General features: G+C 59.5%; 21 protein-coding genes. 6 read left to right on the top strand and 15 right to left on the bottom strand.

The features are described 5' to 3' along the window. Nucleotides 1–30: 30 nt before the first annotated feature. From mnmD to EI291_RS22695, 5 genes are all read left to right on the top strand, one after another. On the top strand, nucleotides 31–720 hold the full coding sequence (mnmD, locus tag EI291_RS00650) for a tRNA (5-methylaminomethyl-2-thiouridine)(34)-methyltransferase MnmD (protein ID WP_240635317.1): 690 nt from the start codon (nucleotides 31–33) through the stop codon (nucleotides 718–720). Nucleotides 721–743: 23 nt separating this feature from the next. Next, a complete protein-coding gene (locus EI291_RS00645) occupies nucleotides 744–1295 on the top strand; it encodes a hypothetical protein (RefSeq protein WP_125417339.1) in 552 nt (183 codons plus the stop codon). A 49-nt stretch (nucleotides 1296–1344) separates the two neighbouring features. After that, entirely contained in the window at nucleotides 1345–2565 is a 1221-nt protein-coding gene (locus EI291_RS00640; protein ID WP_125417338.1) for a DUF2157 domain-containing protein, read from the top strand. Next, nucleotides 2562–3122, top strand: a complete 561-nt coding sequence (locus EI291_RS00635; protein ID WP_125417337.1) for a GDYXXLXY domain-containing protein — start codon at nucleotides 2562–2564, stop codon at nucleotides 3120–3122. The genes EI291_RS00640 and EI291_RS00635 overlap by 4 nt, the downstream gene beginning before the upstream one ends. A 125-nt stretch (nucleotides 3123–3247) precedes the next feature. Further along, nucleotides 3248–3397 (top strand): hypothetical protein, encoded by a 150-nt coding sequence (locus tag EI291_RS22695; protein WP_170172442.1) that lies wholly within the window; start codon nucleotides 3248–3250, stop codon nucleotides 3395–3397. Nucleotides 3398–3463: 66 nt separating this feature from the next. Here EI291_RS22695 and EI291_RS00630 read toward each other — a convergent pair whose 3' ends face one another. After that, complete coding sequence (locus tag EI291_RS00630; RefSeq protein WP_125417336.1) at nucleotides 3464–3970, bottom strand: ExbD/TolR family protein; 507 nt, start codon at nucleotides 3968–3970, stop codon at nucleotides 3464–3466. A gap of 108 nt (nucleotides 3971–4078) precedes the next feature. On the opposite strand from EI291_RS00630, the gene EI291_RS00625 reads away from it, so the two are divergent. Beyond that, entirely contained in the window at nucleotides 4079–4552 is a 474-nt protein-coding gene (locus tag EI291_RS00625; RefSeq protein WP_125417335.1) for a hypothetical protein, read from the top strand. Here EI291_RS00625 and EI291_RS00620 read toward each other — a convergent pair. The 14 genes from EI291_RS00620 to EI291_RS22690 all read right to left on the bottom strand — a co-directional run bounded on the left by EI291_RS00620 (nucleotide 4549) and on the right by EI291_RS22690 (nucleotide 16596). Then, entirely contained in the window at nucleotides 4549–5133 is a 585-nt protein-coding gene (locus tag EI291_RS00620; protein WP_125417334.1) for a 5-formyltetrahydrofolate cyclo-ligase, read from the bottom strand. The genes EI291_RS00625 and EI291_RS00620 overlap by 4 nt on opposite strands. A 36-nt stretch (nucleotides 5134–5169) precedes the next feature. Next, the gene (locus EI291_RS00615) at nucleotides 5170–5775 is read right to left on the bottom strand and encodes a hypothetical protein (RefSeq protein WP_125417333.1); all 606 of its coding nucleotides are present in this window, start codon (nucleotides 5773–5775) and stop codon (nucleotides 5170–5172) included. A gap of 17 nt (nucleotides 5776–5792) precedes the next feature. Then, the gene (locus EI291_RS00610; protein ID WP_125417332.1) at nucleotides 5793–6302 is read right to left on the bottom strand and encodes an RNA polymerase sigma factor; all 510 of its coding nucleotides are present in this window, start codon (nucleotides 6300–6302) and stop codon (nucleotides 5793–5795) included. 42 nt (nucleotides 6303–6344) lie between these two features. Next, nucleotides 6345–6542 carry a hypothetical protein gene (locus tag EI291_RS00605; RefSeq protein WP_125417331.1) on the bottom strand — a complete coding sequence of 66 codons (198 nt, stop codon included), beginning with the start codon at nucleotides 6540–6542 and terminating at the stop codon, nucleotides 6345–6347. A 237-nt stretch (nucleotides 6543–6779) separates the two neighbouring features. Continuing rightward, entirely contained in the window at nucleotides 6780–7688 is a 909-nt protein-coding gene (locus tag EI291_RS00600; RefSeq protein ID WP_125417330.1) for a carboxypeptidase-like regulatory domain-containing protein, read from the bottom strand. 214 nt (nucleotides 7689–7902) lie between these two features. Then, complete coding sequence (gene bshC / locus EI291_RS00595) at nucleotides 7903–9495, bottom strand: bacillithiol biosynthesis cysteine-adding enzyme BshC (RefSeq protein ID WP_125417329.1); 1593 nt, start codon at nucleotides 9493–9495, stop codon at nucleotides 7903–7905. Between the two features lie 269 nt (nucleotides 9496–9764). Continuing rightward, nucleotides 9765–11078 carry a 30S ribosomal protein S12 methylthiotransferase RimO gene (gene rimO, locus EI291_RS00590; RefSeq protein ID WP_125417328.1) on the bottom strand — a complete coding sequence of 438 codons (1314 nt, stop codon included), beginning with the start codon at nucleotides 11076–11078 and terminating at the stop codon, nucleotides 9765–9767. Nucleotides 11079–11347: 269 nt separating this feature from the next. Further along, a complete protein-coding gene (locus EI291_RS00585) occupies nucleotides 11348–12277 on the bottom strand; it encodes an alpha/beta hydrolase (RefSeq protein WP_125417327.1) in 930 nt (309 codons plus the stop codon). A gap of 141 nt (nucleotides 12278–12418) precedes the next feature. After that, nucleotides 12419–13396: a signal recognition particle-docking protein FtsY gene (ftsY, locus tag EI291_RS00580; protein ID WP_125417326.1), complete on the bottom strand. Its 978-nt coding sequence runs from the start codon at nucleotides 13394–13396 to the stop codon at nucleotides 12419–12421. A gap of 187 nt (nucleotides 13397–13583) precedes the next feature. After that, nucleotides 13584–13745 (bottom strand): DUF4295 domain-containing protein, encoded by a 162-nt coding sequence (locus EI291_RS00575; RefSeq protein ID WP_125417325.1) that lies wholly within the window; start codon nucleotides 13743–13745, stop codon nucleotides 13584–13586. A gap of 7 nt (nucleotides 13746–13752) precedes the next feature. Further along, nucleotides 13753–13935 (bottom strand): 50S ribosomal protein L33, encoded by a 183-nt coding sequence (gene rpmG, locus EI291_RS00570; protein WP_022825071.1) that lies wholly within the window; start codon nucleotides 13933–13935, stop codon nucleotides 13753–13755. Nucleotides 13936–14084: 149 nt separating this feature from the next. Next, entirely contained in the window at nucleotides 14085–15731 is a 1647-nt protein-coding gene (locus tag EI291_RS00565; protein WP_125417324.1) for an aminopeptidase P family protein, read from the bottom strand. Nucleotides 15732–15928: 197 nt separating this feature from the next. Then, complete coding sequence (gene rpmB / locus EI291_RS00560; protein WP_044003635.1) at nucleotides 15929–16168, bottom strand: 50S ribosomal protein L28; 240 nt, start codon at nucleotides 16166–16168, stop codon at nucleotides 15929–15931. Between the two features lie 263 nt (nucleotides 16169–16431). Beyond that, on the bottom strand, nucleotides 16432–16596 hold the full coding sequence (locus tag EI291_RS22690; protein ID WP_170172441.1) for a DUF5522 domain-containing protein: 165 nt from the start codon (nucleotides 16594–16596) through the stop codon (nucleotides 16432–16434). Between the last annotated feature and the right edge of the window lie 59 nt (nucleotides 16597–16655).

The following is a 16655-nucleotide window of genomic DNA, read 5'->3' as shown; positions in this document are numbered from 1 at the left end:
TGTTGATTCCAGCTCTTTTTATTTCCGCATATGATTCCGATGCCTCACGTGGAAGTGCGCGCTACCGCCGATGGTTCCAGCACGCTGTTCGTGCCTGCCCTCAATGAGCATTACCATAGCACCCACGGCGCGCTGCAGGAGGCCCGGCACGTGTATCTAGCAGCCGGCCTGGAACATGCTCTGGAAGCAGCCACCGAGCCGGTATGGGTACTGGAAATTGGCTTCGGCACCGGCCTGAATGCCCTGCTGACGCTGGAGCGGGCTACCACGGCTGGTCAGCCGGTGTTTTATGACACTATCGAGAAGTACCCTTTGCCCTGGTCGGTGGTGGGACAGCTGGGTATCGAGAACTATTTCCACAACCCCGAGCTACTTGATTATCAGCAGCAACTGCACGCCTCAACGTGGGGGCGGCCCGTGGCCCTCACGCCGCAGTTCGTGCTCCTGAAGCTGGCCGGTGAGCTGCAAACCACTCCCCTGCCCAACGATACCTACCACGTCATCTACTTCGATGCCTTCGCCCCCGAAAAGCAGCCCGATATGTGGACGGATGAGGTGTTTCAGCAGCTGTATGCGGCCACGGCTCCCGGCGGCTGCCTGGTCAGCTACTGCGCCAAGGGCTCCTTCAAGCGCAGCCTGCTGGCCGCTGGCTGGCTGGTGGAGAAGATTCCCGGCCCTCCCGGCAAACGCGAAATGACGCGGGCCTGGAAGCGGGGGTAAGAAATTACACGCAACCACGCACCATGCAGCAGTATTCCTGCAACGGAGAACCTATTGAGTTGGAGATTTTAACCGGGCATTTGCTTTTCATCGACCCGCTGTACCTGGAGAACATCCGCGAAGAGTCTGGCAATATGGGCTTTGATAATGCAACGGAAGATCCAGCAGCCTTTCTTCAGCTACTAGAAAACGAGTTCTTTCCCTACGGTGGGGGCTGTTTGCTTGGCTTTAAAAACGTCTTCAAATCTGCCGGTCCATTCCGCCTCTCCGTTGAGCAGATACAGCGTATTGATGGTACCAATAGTACCCTTGAACAATTATCAGTCGAGAAGAAAATAACAGCCTTTAGCTCTGATTTTGGGGCGTGTGTGATACTGGACCTGGTCAACTTCAGTGCATTACTGCAGCTACTTACTATTGAGGATATTATTGATGCCACTGAGAGTGACTTCCCTTTATACCAGGAGAGAATAAACAGGGCTATTGGTAATAAAGGCTGGGCCTATATTCAGAATCCAGGGATTGAAAATGGATTCGGCTTCGCCGGTAGCGGCTCCTATATCGTTATTGACTGAGTCTACTTGACTGGTTGCTCTGCGCCTTCCTGCGTAAGTTGCTTCTGTTATGAGTCGCAAACTACTGGAAACCGACGGACAGGACTGGGTGCAGCGGGGCATCATTACGGAGCAGCAGCGAGAGCAGCTGCTGGCCCTATACCCCACCGACGCTACGGCTATTGGCCTGCTGCCCCTGCTGGGTAGCCTGCTGGTAGGCCTGAGTGCGCTGAGCGTAGTAGCCGCCAACTGGCAGGGCCTAACGGAGCTGGTTCGGCTGGCGCTGCTGCTGGGCTCCCTGTGCAGCGCCTACGCCGGAGGTGAATATTTCCGGCGGCGCGGCAACCTCAACCTGGGCATGGGCCTGATTGCACTGGGCCTGATCCTGTTCGGGGCCAGCATTGTACTTACCAGCCAACTCTACCAGCTTATCGGCTACGACCTGACCGGACTACTGGCCTGGGCTGTGGCGGGCATGGGCCTGACGTGGCTGTACCGCAGCCGCCTGCTGTTTCTGATGACGGCCGTTATCAGCGGCATTGTGCAGGGCTACAACACGGGGCAGCTGGGTGCGTTCAGCTACCTCACGGCAGTGGGTACGGCGCTGGGCCTGGGCTACTACTGGTGGCGCCGGCCCGATGCACTGCTGGGCGGTGTACTGGCCACCGGCCTGCTTTGGCAGGCGGCACTGCTCATCAACTTTCTGCACGTTAAAATCACCTGGTTCTTTATCCCGGCCATGCTGGTGTATACGCTGGGCGACTGGCAGCCTGACCGGCCGGCGGGCCGGGCGCTACAGGGCCCGCCGCTGGTGGCGGCGTTTCTGTTCACCTTGGGGTTGGCCTTGTTCGGCGAGTCCGACTTTTATGCCGGGCAGCTGCGCGCTCCGCTGGTGCCGTATCTGGCGGCGCTGGTGGCCGTAGCGGTGCTGTCGGCGGCGGGGAAGCGGCAACGGGGCCGCCTCGGCAGCCTCACCGATTGGCTGCTGCTGCTGCCAGGGTTTTACTTTACGGGCGGCCTGCCACTGGCGGTGGCTACGCTGGTAGTGCTGTATGCCTATTCCGGAGCCGTGTTGCTGCGGGCTCACCAGGAGCAGAACCAGGACCGGGTTACGCTGGGCACCGTATTGTTTATCGTGACAACGGCGGTGGCGTACTTCAAGCTTACCTGGGGTTTTATGGATAAGTCGTTGTTTTTCCTGCTGGGTGGGTTGCTGCTGTTTGGCTTGAGCTGGCTGTTGCGCCGCCGGGCGGCCCGCACGTTTTCCGGTCCTTCTACTCCTCAGCAATGACCCCTGATGTATCCTCTTCTATCCCACCCCGGCCCGACATACCGGCCCCCCGCCGCCGCTGGCTGCAGTGGCTGGTAGCAGCGCAGGTGCTGTTTGTGGTGGGCGTGGCCGTAGCCGGTTATGCCACGGCGGCCCTGGGCCGGACTCTCTGGCTCAGCACCCAACCCGTAGACCCGCGCGACCTGCTGTACGGCGACTACGTGAACCTGCGCTACCAGATTAATGAGCTGCCTGGCGGCCTTTGGCGGGGCAATACTCCACCCCGGCGGCAGCAGGCTGCCTACGTGCTCCTGGCCCCTCGCCCCGATGGTACGTTTGAAGCCACTGGGATTTTTCCGGAGCGCCCGGCCACTAACGGTCAGGAGGCAGTATTGCGAGGCTCAGTGCAGACCGTGTGGCGGCGGGGCGTGCGCCTGCGCTACGGGCTGGAGCGATACTACGTACCCGAGACCATGAGCCGCAGGCTTAGTCAGCGGCGGCCATTGCGGGTGCAAATCAGCGTGGCCCCCTGGGGTCAGGCCCGTATTATCGGCCTTGATACCACTGCCCGGCAATAAACAAGGCAAACCCAGCCGGCATATCGTTTTTCCGCGCTGTTGTTGTATCTTGCTGCTACTACCCCGTTTCTGTTCCGCTACACTATCCTATTGCATGTTGTCTTATCCATTTACCCTTCTTCTGTATGAAAGTCACTTTGTCGTCACTGGCCGACGTATTAGCGGCCCAGCGCCGTGCTACGCAACCTGCTAACCTGCGTAAAAAGACCACCAGCCGCCGCCCCGTAGCAGCGACACCAACCCTACCCGACACCACATCAGCCTCCGGGCAATAAAGAGTACGCCGCCTGCTTTTCCAGTGAAAGCAGGCGGCGTACTCTTTATTGCTCAAGGTCCCTGGCTTAGCGCACCTGGGCCAGCAACTGTTTATCGGCTGAGCTGAGGTCAACCAAGGCATATTTCTTCGTATCGGTGATGTTCATTTCATCCAGCGCATCGACCATACTCTGATAAGCGGCGTGGTCGGATGCCTTGATGAGTACCATGCCATTGGCCTTATTCCGAAAAGCCAGCAACACATTGCGCAGCCCATCGGCAGCGAAGGAAGTGGTATGCAGCTTAGCCGGCTCACGCTCCGTATTCAAGCCATAGAAATAATGGACTGTACGGTTTCGATCCAGCAGCACCGTCAGGGCTCCGGAGGCAGGCACATCCGATGTCTCACTACCCTTCGCCGGCATGGCTACTTCCATGATGGTCGGTTTACTGAAAGTGGTGGTAAGCATGAAGAAAGTCAGCAGCAGAAAGGCCAGGTCCACCATCGGCGTCATATCGAGGCGGAAGGCGTGCTTTTTGGCGCGGGGCTTGGAGCCTTTTGCGGCGGGGGCGGCGGTTTGGAGGTCGGCCATAATAATAGTGGGGCTTAGGTGAATACTGTTGTATTCAGGCAACGCTATAAAATGCCGCCGTATTGTAGGCCGGCGCGTATCTTGCCCGGCACTATCTGCTACGTATCCATGCGTCGATTACTTCCGCTACTCGGAGCTACCCTGCTACTGTGGGGGCTGCTAGTTAGTCTCCTGCTCGGGCCTGCAGCCATTTGGCATCCAACCATTGACGTTCAACTGCACAACACCTACTTCGTGCTCGATGCCTACACGGGGCAACTGCTGCTCATACTGCCACCGCTGGCATTGGTGCTGCTGGTAAGCGGACTGCAGCGGCGGCTGGTACCCGGCAGTACCTGGTGGCTGCTGGTGGCAGGGAGCTGCGCACTGGTACTGTTCCTATGCACGCATTTTCTCACTACGCTGCTAGCCGTGGGCTTTACCATATACCCACCCTTGACGGCTTCCGAACCCTATGCCGACGCCGCTGGGGTGACGCGGCTATATTGGCTGCTGCGGGCTTTGCAGGCGCTTTGCGTAGTGGGAGTATGGTGGGCCGGGGTACAGTGGGGCCGACGGTCAAGTACGCCCGTCACCACCTAAAACCACCACACCCGCTCGGGCGTGAGGCAGGCATGCAACGGCACGTCGCCGGCCCACACATCGGCAATGCGCGGCACCGGTGGCTCCAGGCTCACGCCAATCCGCAGCACATCGGGCCGGCACTCCGTCAGAAACCGGTCGTAGAAGCCCTTGCCATAGCCCACGCGGTGGCCGGCTTCATCAACGGCCAGCAGCGGAATCAGCACGGCATCTAGTTGGGTGGGGCGTACCTCAACCGCGCCTACCGGTTCCGGGATGCCCCACTTGTTATTCACGAGTTGGGTTGTGGGCGTGAGATGATAGTGGCGCAGCGTGTGGCCGTCAGGCTGCACAACGGGCACGGCCAGTTGCAGGTGCGGCTGCTGCGCCCACAGCTCCCGGACCAGCGGCCAGGTATCGGGCTCGTGCTGTTGCGGAATGGGCAGAAACAGGTGCAGCCACCGCCACTGCGCCACCGGAAAACCCGCCCGCAACTGCTCCCACAGAACGGCGCTGCGCCGGGCCACTTCGGCATCGGGCAGGGCGCGGCGGCGGGCCAGGGTGGCACGGCGGAGGTTGGCTTTGGTGGGCTCAGAAAGCATAGTGGGAGTAACTGACGGAAGACGTACCCGTGCAAATTAGCCTTTCAGCTCCAATGCCTGCTGCCAGTGTAGCAGCTGCCGCTCGGTTTCACCGAACTGCTGCTCATGCCGCCGCAGGGCAACCTGGCGGCCCCACAGTGCTGCGCCCACCAATAGCACCATTCCCAGTACCGGCTGCCACACCGGTGCATACATAAGGCGGTCTTTATTCAGCAGCCATATCCCCGCGCCAAAACCCAGCGCGTAGGGTATAGCCAGCCACAGCAGCGTAGTGCGCCGGAAGCGGAAGGTTCGCAGAGCGGCCTGCAAGTAAGCCCGACTGTCGAGGTCGGGACGGGCGGCGCGGCGCAGCGTGGTGCCCCACCACATCAGGGCCACATAGCCAACCAACGTGAGGGTCAGAAGCACTACTCCGGCGTACTGTACCGGCGTGCGGAGGTGGCCGGTCAGCACTGGCACTGCCAGTTCTATCAGCAAGGCCGACCCAATTAATACCGAAGCCAGCCAGTTGCGACGCTGGCCCAGCCGGTGCAGGCGCTGAGTTTCGGCCAAGAGGCCGGAGGCGCTGGTGCCCACTTCTGGCGTAGAGGCAGCCGGTGCGGTCTGCTGCTGCCAGCTGCGTTGTAATTCCTGAAAATCCATAGCGAAAAGCACAGAGGTTAGTCGGCCAGGCGGGCAGGAGCCACGCAGGCGGCCATTTTCTTTTTCAGCCGGTTGAGGCGCACGCCCACGTTGCTCACACTCAGGCCCAGCACCTCAGCAATCTGCTGATAAGAGGCATCCTCGAGTAGCAACGATACCAGCAGCCGGTCGGCATCGGGCAGCAGGGCAATGCAGTGATGCAGCTGGTCGAGCAGGGTGTTGAGGGCGCGGGCCGCCTCATCGGTTTCGGCCGGCAGGCTTTCCGCCAGGTCGAACGAAGTGGAACGAGCAGTAGGCTGGCGCTGCTCACGGCGTTGGAACAGCAAAGCGGTGTTCACGGCCACGCGGTACACCCAGGTGCCCAGCTGGGCCTCACCCCGGTAGCCGGGCAGGCAGGTCCAGAGCTGCACCAGCATCTCCTGGTACAAGTCCTGGGCGGCGGCCGGGTCATGGGGTAGGTAAGCCCGGCAGATGCGGTGCAGCCGGTTGTGGTTGGCCGCTACCAGCTCATCAAACGATACAGGCATGAGGCGAGCAAACGAGGGGCAGAAGCAGAATGGGCAAGGTAACTAGCGGCGGCCGGTAGGACCCGTCTGATATTCTGCCTGATTCCCGGTAGCCTCCAGCGGGAACAGCCCGGCGGGCCCTATCATCGGCAACGCCTGATACCCAATCGGCACCGGCCGCTGCTCGGCGCGCAACAGCAAAGGCAGAAACAGCAATAAAATACCCAGGGGCAGCAGCAACTTCAGGATAACTTTCAGCATGACGGTTGAAGAAATCAGGGAAGAGAGTTGGGAGTACAGAGCGGGTTCCGGAGCCGTTTCTATTCCCTTAGTATGCCGTCACATCGTTTTCTTACACGCGCTTCACAACTTTTTTTATACGCCACCGGCCCTCGGCTGCCCTTTTAGAAAAGGGGCAGCCGAGGGCCGGATATAGCTTCCTGCACTACTAAAAAAACCAGCTGTTGCGGGCCTGCTGCTTTTGCTAAGTTACCCGTGCTAATCCAGCGCCGTCACGTAGAAACCCACCTTCGGCTGCATACCGGCCAGCCTGGCCCCCATGGAAGGTTTCTCCCAGGAGTCCTGACTGGTTTTGCGGAAGTACAGGTCGCCCTTGCCATAGCCCAGGGCGCTGGAAAAGGCCAGGCTTTTGCTTACCTGCTCCACCTCCCCGCCGCTAACCCACTCCAGCGTCAGCAGAAAATCCTCGTCCAACACCAGCTGGTCCGTGGTCAGGTCCACGGTGAGCGGGGCGTTGGTGCTGGTGCGGTCGGCGGTGCTCACCAGCAGGTTACGGGTCAGCAGCTTCTCCCCCGAGGGGCGGCCGTCGGGCAGCAGCCGATAGAGGTTCACCCGAAACCGCAGGGTGTCGGGCTGCTGGTATAGCACGTTGAAATGGGCCGTCAGCAGCTTGGTGGGTTTGTGTTTGAGGCAGACGACCATTCCCATTTCGGCCCCCAGATGCTCGGCTTTGAGCTTGGAAATGATGGCATGAGAATCACTGGTGCAGCCAAGCGTGCGGCGGCGCTTGTAGAGGCCCGCGGCCTGCACCCGCACGTCGGAGAGCGGCACGGCCACGGGTGCCAGCGTGCGGTTGGGTTGCGCCACCAGTTCGCGCAGCACCACCCGCTGCGGCCGGTAGCCCAGGCTGGATAGGTACACGGTATCGGCGAGGTTGGCCGGCGAGTAGGCCAGCTGGTAGCGGCCGTGCTCATCGGTTACGGTACCCACGCTCTTGCCCGGAATGCCCAGGTTGGCGTACGGCACCGGACCGGCCGCGGGGCCGGCGGTAATGATGCCGGTTAGCGTCTGGCCGATGGCCGTCAGAGGCAGCAGCCCCACCAGCAGCCCGCCGACCACCTTTCGCAGCCAGGAAATAGAGAAACAGGAACGTTGAGTAGCCACCATCAGGAATAAGGAGTTGGAGAAGAGTAGAACAACTCTCCCCCAGAGCTCCGCCGGTGGCCGATGGTTGCCTTCCCTGCTTATTTCAAACAGTTATGCTGAGCTTACCGAAGTATCTCTACCGCTCCGCTGGATTGCTACAACGGAGCGGTAGAGATACTTCGACAAGCTCAGCATGACGTTCTTTGGTGGTTTTCCGACAAGCTGAAGCTGTCTTCTAGTCCTCTTCCAGCACCGTAAACTCCAGGACCAGCGGGTCGAAGGCGTCCAGCAGCTGGTTGATAAAGCCGGGGTTATTGATGAGGATGCTGAGCACATTGTCCTCCCGCTCCTGCAAGTGGCCGTTGGGCATCAGCTTGTCTTTGAGGGCCGTGAGCTGGGTGTAGGCCGTTTCGTGCTTGGCTTCGGCGGCTTTGCTCAGGCGCTTTTCAAGTCCCTGCACAATGCCGGCCACTTTCTGCTGCTCGGCCGCTACCGTTTTTACCAGCGTGGGGTCGAGGCGCTGGGCCAGGTCGGCCATCTGCTGGAAGGCGGCGGCCAGCTGCTGTTGTTGCTCCTGCAGACTCACTTCCTCCTGCCCCAGCGTGGCACCCACCTGCTTTTTCAGCTCGGGCAGCGGCCGGAAGATGTCCAGCGAGGTGAGGCCCAGCTTGCGCAGCTTGCCGGCGTTGGCCTTGCCCACGTACTGGGCCGAGTTGCGGGGCAGCAGAATGGGGAACGGCACTTGGTTCTGTTCAAACACGCCCTTCAACTGAAACCAGTAGGCCACCTCGGCTCCACCCCCGATGTAGCAGAGGTTGGGCAGCAGCAGCTCCTGGTACAGGGGCCGCAGCACCACATTGGGGCTGAATTGCTCGGGATGCTCCTGAGCCAGCGCCAGCAACTCCTGCTGGGTATGGCAGCGGCCGGTATTGCGCACCGTAATCTGCACGCAGTCCTGAGCCGCGTCGTATTCCAGCCGCTCCCGCTTGCCGCCGTCAGTGAGGAAAAACAGGTTGAGGGGGCGCGAGTACACCTGAGGCTTGTAGCCAGCGGCTTCGAGGCGGGCGTTGGCCGCCTGCACGGCCTGGTTGGAGGCCTGGGCCTGAATTTCCTGCTCCAGCACCGGCACCAGCGCCTGTTTCAGCGCGGGCGCGTCGGCATCCAGACTCACCAGCCCGTACTCCCCAAACAGCGCGTGCGTGAGGCGGCGGGTGGCTTCGGCCAACGTGCCCGACTGCTCATAGGCCTCGCGGAACAGCGCCGGCACATCGGCGGGCAACTGGTCGAGCAGTTCCTCTTTCAGGCCCGCCAGCGGCAACCGGCCCACGGGCCCACCCTGGTCGGCGGCGTTCCACTCGTACTTTTTGCCGAACAGGTTCAGGTGGTTGATTTCGGCGAAGTCGTGGTCTTCGGAGGCCATCCAGTACACCGGCACGAAATCGTACTGCGGGTACTGTGCCTTCAGCTGGCGGGCCAGCTTCACGGCTGTTACAATCTTGTAGATGAAGTACAGCGGCCCGGTGAGCAGGTTGAGCTGGTGGCCGGTGGTGATGGTGAACGTCGTATCCTTCTCCAGCAATTCCAGATTGGCCTGTACTGCCGGGTGCACCGCGGGCAGCGCGGCATACTGCCGCTGCAGCTCAGTAGTCAGCCGCTGCCGGGCCTCGGGCGTGTACTGGGTCTGCTTCTCTTTTATCTGCTCCTCGAAGGCAGTCAGCGTGGGGAAGCGGTGGTAGAAGGGCTGCAGCGCTTCCGCCTGGCCCAAATAGTCAGTGAGCAAAGAGGAAAACGCGCCGGTTGCGGCGTACGAAAGAGTCGTGACGGACATACGAGAGGAGGATAATCGGGCTATAACCGGCCAGTGGCCACAAAGTAACTGAGCTTTTTTAGTTGTCAGTTGCTTGTTGTCAGTTGTCAGCTGCTGATCAGGGTTTTAGTTGTTAGTTGCTCGTTATCAGTTGTCAGTTGCTAGCCGTGGGTCAGGCCACAAAAAGCAGTAGCTCCCGACGCTCAGCGCATCGGGAGCTACTACGAAAGTTCATTGCTAATCAGCTATCCGGTCATTCAACCTGACAACGAGCAACTGACAACTAAAACCTACACCAGCTTGCCGTACAGGTCGAAGTCGGAGGCTTCCGTGATTTCCACCTGGGCGAAGTCGCCGAGGCGCACGTAGGTATCCTTGGTGGCGGGCACCAGCACTTCGTTGTCCACTTCGGGCGAGTCGTACTGGGTGCGGCCCACGAAGTAGCCGCTTTCCTTGCGGTCGAACAGCACCTTGTGGGTCTGGCCCACGCGCTCCTCGTTCAGCTCCATCGAAATGCCTTGTTGCAGCTCCATAATCTGGTCGGCGCGGTCCTGCTTCACTTCAGCCGGCACGTCGTCAGGCAGGGTGAAAGAGTGGGTGTTGTCCTCGTGCGAGTAGGTGAAGATGCCCAGACGGTCGAAGCGGGTTTCCTCCACGAAGTTGTAGAGGTCCTCAAAGTCCTGCTGGGTTTCGCCAGGGTGGCCAGCAATGAGCGTGGTGCGCAGCGCAATGCCCGGCACCCGCTGCCGGATGGTGTCCACCAGCTCCACCGTGCGGCGCTTGCTGATACCGCGGCGCATGGTTTTCAGCATGTTATCCGAAATATGCTGGAGGGGCATATCCAGGTATTTGCAGATGTTGTCCCGCTCGTTCATCACGTCCAGGGCATCCATCGGGAACTGCGAGGGGTAGGCGTACTGCAGCCGGATCCAGTCGATGCCGTTCACGTCGGACAGGTTGCGTAGCAGGTCGGCCAGCTTCCGCTCACCGTAGTGCTGCAGGCCGTAGTATGTCAGGTCCTGGGCAATCAGAATTAGTTCCTTGGTACCCATCGAAGCCAGGCGCTTGGCTTCCTTCACCAGATCCTCAATGGGGCGGTCCATGTGCTTGCCGCGCATCAGCGGGATGGCGCAGAACGAGCAGGGCCGGTTGCAGCCCTCGGCAATCTTGAAGTAGGCATAGTGCTTGGGCGTGGTCAACAGCCGCTCGCCCACCAGCTCGTGCATGTAGTCGGCCTCCAGCGTTTTCATCAGCTGCGGCAGCTCCAAAGTGCCGAAGAAGGCATCCACCTGCGGGATTTCCACCTCCAGGTCGTCCTTGTAGCGCTGCGAGAGGCAGCCCGTCACATAGAGCTTTTCCAGGCGGCCGGCTTCCTTCTCGTCGGCGTAGCGCAGGATGGTGTCGATGCTTTCCTGCTTGGCGTTGTCGATAAAGCCGCAGGTGTTGATGATGACGATGTTGGCGTCGCTCTTGTCGGCTTCGTGCGTTACCTCAAACTGGTTGGCGCGGAGCTGGCCCATGAGCACTTCCGAGTCCACGAGGTTCTTGGAGCAGCCGAGGGTGATGACGTTGACTTTATTGGCCTGCTGGCTTCTTACTTTCATAGGGAGTAGCGCGAAGCTCGGCTTCGCGTATCGGTGAACGGCCGGCCGGGCAATTTCTTAGCACTGATAAACTTGCCCGTTACCACCCGCGACGAAAAATCGGACCGCAAAGGTACGAACCCGGCAACGCCTTTTCCTACACAGAAGGTTTCTTTGATTGACAATTGAGCAATGCTGCCGTCAAAAGGCCAGACTAGAGCTAAAGGCTAGTTCCCCTCCTTTCCAAGGAGGGGAACTAGCCTTTAGCTCTAGCTTATAGCTGAAATCAGCTACTTGCCCAGCAGAAACTGCAAAGGTCCGTCGAGGCGTTGATTCCAGGCTTTTTCGCTGTGGTTGGCACCGGGCACGTAACGCGTCTGCCAGGAGGCGGGCGTGTAGCCCCGGGCCTGCACCACAGCATCTACCTCCCGCTGAATGGCCGGGTACAGCGCATCCAGGGTCTGGTCGCCGCAGTCGAAATAGATCTTGTGAGTGCGCGGGTCGGGCAGATTGGTGCGCAGGTAGCGCAGGAAGGCGGCCGGCATGGGGTTGTTGCGCAGCGTGAACGTACCGGGCCAGTGCGTAGACAGGCAGGCCGCCCCGCCAAACACCTGCGGGTACTCGCACAAGGCATACATCGAAATCAGCCCGCCCATGCTGCTGCCGGCCACGAAGGTGTGCGGCCGGTCAGTGTACACCCGGTATTTGCGGTCAATCAGGGGCTTCAGCTCCGTTACCAGAAAGCGCAGGTAAGCGTCGGAATTGGGCTGGAATGCATCGGTGCTGCGGCCGGCCTGGCGGAGCTGCTGCTGCACGGTGTCGCGCTCCGCGGTGGTCAGCTGCACGAATGGCTTCTGGGGGAAATAATTGGCATGGCGGCGCGAACCGGCGTTCCATACGCCCACTACTATCACATCCTGCAGCTTCCCGGTTTTTTGGAGGCGGGTTACCACGTCATCTACGTTCCAGGCTTGGTGGTTCCAGGTGGTAGTGCTGTCGAACAGCATCTGCCCATCGTGCATGTACAGCACCGAAAATCGGCGCTTTCCATCGTAGTTGGCCGGCAGCCACACGTCCACGTTTCGCGGCTCTACCAGTTTGGAGGCGAAGTTCTCGATGTGCTCAATGCGGCCGGCTATTGGCTTTTGCTGCGTCGCTTGGGCTTGCGCTGAGGAACTGAGCAGCAGGAACAGCAGGAAGATTGCAGCAGAAAGGCGCATACAGGTAACGGTAACAGTATGATAAACGGTCATTCCGAGCGGAGCGAGGAATCTCGCGTGCTGATGTCAGAAAGTTACTTCTGCAACGTCAGCACGCGAGATTCCTCGCTCCGCTCGGAATGACGAACCGGGTAGCCCGATTTATTTTTTGAACAACGAATTCACGAACGTCGTCCGGTCGAAGAGTTGCAGATCGGTCATCTTCTCACCTACCCCAATGTAGCGCACCGGCACCTGCAGCTGGTCGGAAATACCGATAACCACGCCGCCCTTGGCCGTGCCGTCGAGCTTAGTGATGGCCAGGGCCGATACTTCGGTGGCTTTGGTGAACTCTTTGGCCTGCAAAAAGGCGTTCTGGCCGGTGCTGCCGTCCAGCACCAGCAGCACTTCGTGGGGCGCATCGGGAATCACCTTCTGCATCACGCGCTTGATTTTGCTCAGCTCGTTCATCAGGTTCACCTTATTGTGCAGGCGGCCGGCCGTGTCGATAATCACCACATCGGCCTGCATGTCCACCGCTTTCTGCACCGCATCGAAGGCCACGGCGGCAGGGTCGGTGTTCATGCCGTGCGAAATGACGGGCACGCCCACCCGCTGTCCCCAGATGATGAGCTGATCCACAGCCGCGGCCCGGAAGGTATCGGCGGCACCCAGCACCACTTTCTTACCGGCCGAGTGGAAGCGGTGCGCCAGCTTGCCGATAGTGGTGGTTTTGCCCACGCCATTCACGCCCACAACCATAATCACGAAGGGTGAGCCGGTGTTATCGGGCCGGTCGAGGATAGCACGGGAGCCGGTGGCCCCACTGTTGCGGTCCAGCAGCTCCACGATTTCCTCGCGCAGGATACGGTCCAGCTCCGAGGTGCTCACGTACTTGTCGCGGGCCACACGCTTCTCAATGCGGTCAATCACCTTCACGGTGGTATCGATGCCCACATCGGCGTGCACCAGCATGGTTTCCAGGTCGTCGAGCACGGCCTCGTCCACGGTAGCTTTGCCCACCACGGCCTTGCTGAGCTGGTCGAAGAAGCTGGTTTTGGTTTTCTGCAACCCCTCATCAAGGGCCTGCTGCTGCTCCTTGCTTTCCTTATCCTTCTTGAAAAAATCGAAAAGTCCCATTAATTGGTGCCTAGTGCGTGGTGGTTAGTGCTTAGAAACCGGTTTGCGGAACCCTTGTGCAGTCGCAGGTACTTCGATGCTAAGCACTAACAACTAAGCACCAAGCACTATACCCCTTGACAACGCAAAAAAGTCCCACGCTGGCGGGACTTCTTCACTTATTCAGAATTGCCACAAAGGCCAGGGCTTACTTAACGCCGGTGGCGATATAGTCCTGCACTTTGTCAACGGGCACCATTTCTTCGCGGAAGGTGTAAGCGCCGGTTTTGTCCGATTTCACAGCACGGATGACTTTTGCCCAGTCCTTGCCGGTAGCGGTTTTCAGGGTTGCTACTACTTTCTTAGCCATTGCTCAATTACTTGATTTCCTTGTGAACGGTCATCTTCTTGAGCACGTTGTTGAACTTCTTCAACTCGATGCGCTCAGGAGTGTTCTTGCGGTTCTTGGTGGTGATGTAGCGCGAGGTGCCCGGCTGCCCCGAGTTCTTATGCTCAGTGCATTCAAGGATTACCTGCACCCGGTTGCCTTTCTTAGCCATCTCGACGGGGTTTTTGGGATTAAGGACTGCAAAGGTACAAGGACTTTCGGAAAAGTCAAATGCACAAAGGCTAAATAGTTGATGGATTGTACGAAAAGGGCCACGCAGACCCACGCAGGACCCTGCTGCTGGCAGGAAAGCGGGAGTACTTACCGCAACACTGGCAGCTTAAAATTATCCAGAGCACTGGGTCGGGCCATCATTGCCTCAATTTCCGCCACGGTGCGCGGGGCTTCGCGGGAGAGGTTCTCGGAGCCGCTGCTGGTGATGAGTACGTCATCTTCAATGCGCACGCCAATGTTCCACCATTTCTTGTCACAGGGGCTTCCTTCCGGGATATAAATACCTGGCTCCACGGTAATTACATTACCAGCCTGCAGGGGCTCGTAGTTGCCCCGGTCGTGCACATCCAGGCCAAGATAGTGGCTGGTGCCGTGGGGAAAGTAGGTGCGCACCTCCTCGGGCTTGCTGATAATGCCCAGCTTCAGCAGGCCATCAGTAATCACCTTCTGAGCGGCTTTATGGGGTGCCTGAAACTCAGCCCCAGGCTTGCAGGCAGCAAAGCCAGCCTCCTGGGCGGCCAGCACAATCTCGTAAATCTGGCGCTGGGCCGGGCTGAATTTGCCACCGGGCGGAATGGTGCGTGTTACGTCGGCGGTGTAGCCGTGGTACTCCGCGCCGCAGTCCATCAGCAGCAGGTCGTTTTTTACCTGGGGCTTGTCGTTGGTGATGTAGTGGAGCACGCAGGCGTTGTTGCCGGCCCCCACAATGCTGGGGTAGCCCTCAAACTCGGCTCCATACTTTTTGTACACATACTCGTGCAGGCCCTGCAGCTCCATTTCGCCCATGTTGGGGGTAGTGGCCTTCATCACTTCCTGCTGGCCCACGGCGCTGATGCGCACGGCCCGGCGCAGCAGCGCCAGCTCCTCGGGCGTTTTCACGGCCCGCAGGTTACTAAGAATGTCATTTAGCACACTGGTATCGAAGCGGGACAAAAGGCGGTTGGCCACGGCTTTTTGGCGCTCCGCATCGGTGGTGGCCTTCAGATAACTCTGCACATAGGCATCCTGGGCTACGCCGGGGTTCTGCTTAGTCAGGTTTTCGAGGTAAGGCCGCAGGTTGGCTGCGTTACTGACCCCGTACCGCTGAATGATCTTGTACAGGTCCGACTGCTGCGGCTTGAAATCGGCAGGTACGGCGGCCTGCTCCCGGAACGAAGCTACCAGGTTGAACAGGTCGGCCGGGTCACGGGTATCGTCTCGCATGTCAGCGGGCAATTCCGCGAACAGCACATTTGTGAAACCGGCCCAGTTAATACCGGCAGTGGCAAAGGCCTTATTGTCGGCGGCGGCCTGCAAGTTCAGCTGCTTTTTGGCCCCTTCGGAACCGAGGCGGCGGCCCGTCCATTGCTCCCGCTGTGGGTCGCGGGGGTCCACAAACAGCATTTCCGTTACACCGGTCTGGCCGCCCACAGTTTGCGGTTCTTTGAACAGCACCAGCATACTGTTCGGCTCCTGATAGCCAGTGAGGTAATACAGATCGGGGTTCTGGTGGTACACGAAGTCCACATCGTTAGCCCGGTTGCGCACCGGCGCGGCAAACATCACGGCCACCGAGCCGGCCGGCATGGCCTGCCGCACCAGCTCGCGGCGCTGCTTGTGAAAAGCCGGGGTCAGTAGGTCGGCCGGATGGTCGGCACTGGCAGAACTCTGGGCCTGGGCAGCAGGCGCGGCCGTTACAAGCATAGCAGCCAGCAGCAGCGGGCGGACAGCGCGGGAGATGAAGGGAGTTGGCATAGCAGGGCAAAGACTACGCGGCCGCACATTCGTTGCGCGTGGGCCGGTCGCGCATCCAAGATACCGGAGAAGCCGGGAAAGCAGCACTAACCGAAAATATAAAAACGCGAAGCTTCCGCGGCTACATTCAGGATAACCCGAATGCTAAGCCGCGGAAGCTTCGCGAAAAAATCGACTGAATTTCTCGGAGCGAGAAACTAGTATACGATGAAGCCCTGCTCCTTCGCCTTCTTCAGGACCGACATGATGCCGTTCTTGTTGATGGTGCGGATGGTGCTGGTAGCCACTTTCAACGTAACCCAGGCGTCCTGCTCAGGGATGTAGAAACGCTTCTTCTGCAGGTTCGGGTAGAACTTGCGCTTGGTTTTGTTGTTGGCGTGCGAAACGTTGTTGCCTACGCGGGTACGCTTGCCAGTAAGGTCACAAACACGGGCCATGATATCAGAAAGTTGAGTGTTACAAAGCAGAAAAACGGGGCCGCAAATATCGTAATTAATATTTCGAAATCAAACCGCCCCGCTGGAAAATAGCGGGTTAGGTGAAAAAGAAGTTGAACCAGACCCGGCAAAAAGGGCAAACAAGCTACTCTTTCGGGTGCGCTGCGGCAGCTACTGGCCGGGATAAAGGCCGCTTATCCCTTGACCGTGGAGGCGCGGGCCGGTTTTCACCGGGGCCAAAACAAACCGGTGGCCTTGGCTTTTTACTTTTCGGTTTTGCCCACAGTGCTGCGCCAAGGGCAATGCCGACAGCCGCTGCAGCAGCAGTAGCCTCGCCGGCGGTGGTACTGCTCCGTAAACACCATGTAGCCTTCGGGCGTGTAATAAAAGTCGCCGGGCTGGAGGGGTTGAGGAGTGGGACGGGGCACGGGTAATGGGTTGGGTGAGGCGGCAAGTTACGTATTGGGGCCAAGGTGAGGCAGCAGCC

The sequence above is a fragment of the Hymenobacter rigui genome (assembly GCF_003944715.1).
Lineage (GTDB): Bacteria > Bacteroidota > Bacteroidia > Cytophagales > Hymenobacteraceae > Hymenobacter > Hymenobacter rigui.
Note: the sequence above shows the minus strand (reverse complement) of the source record. Positions and strands in the feature narration are given on the sequence as shown.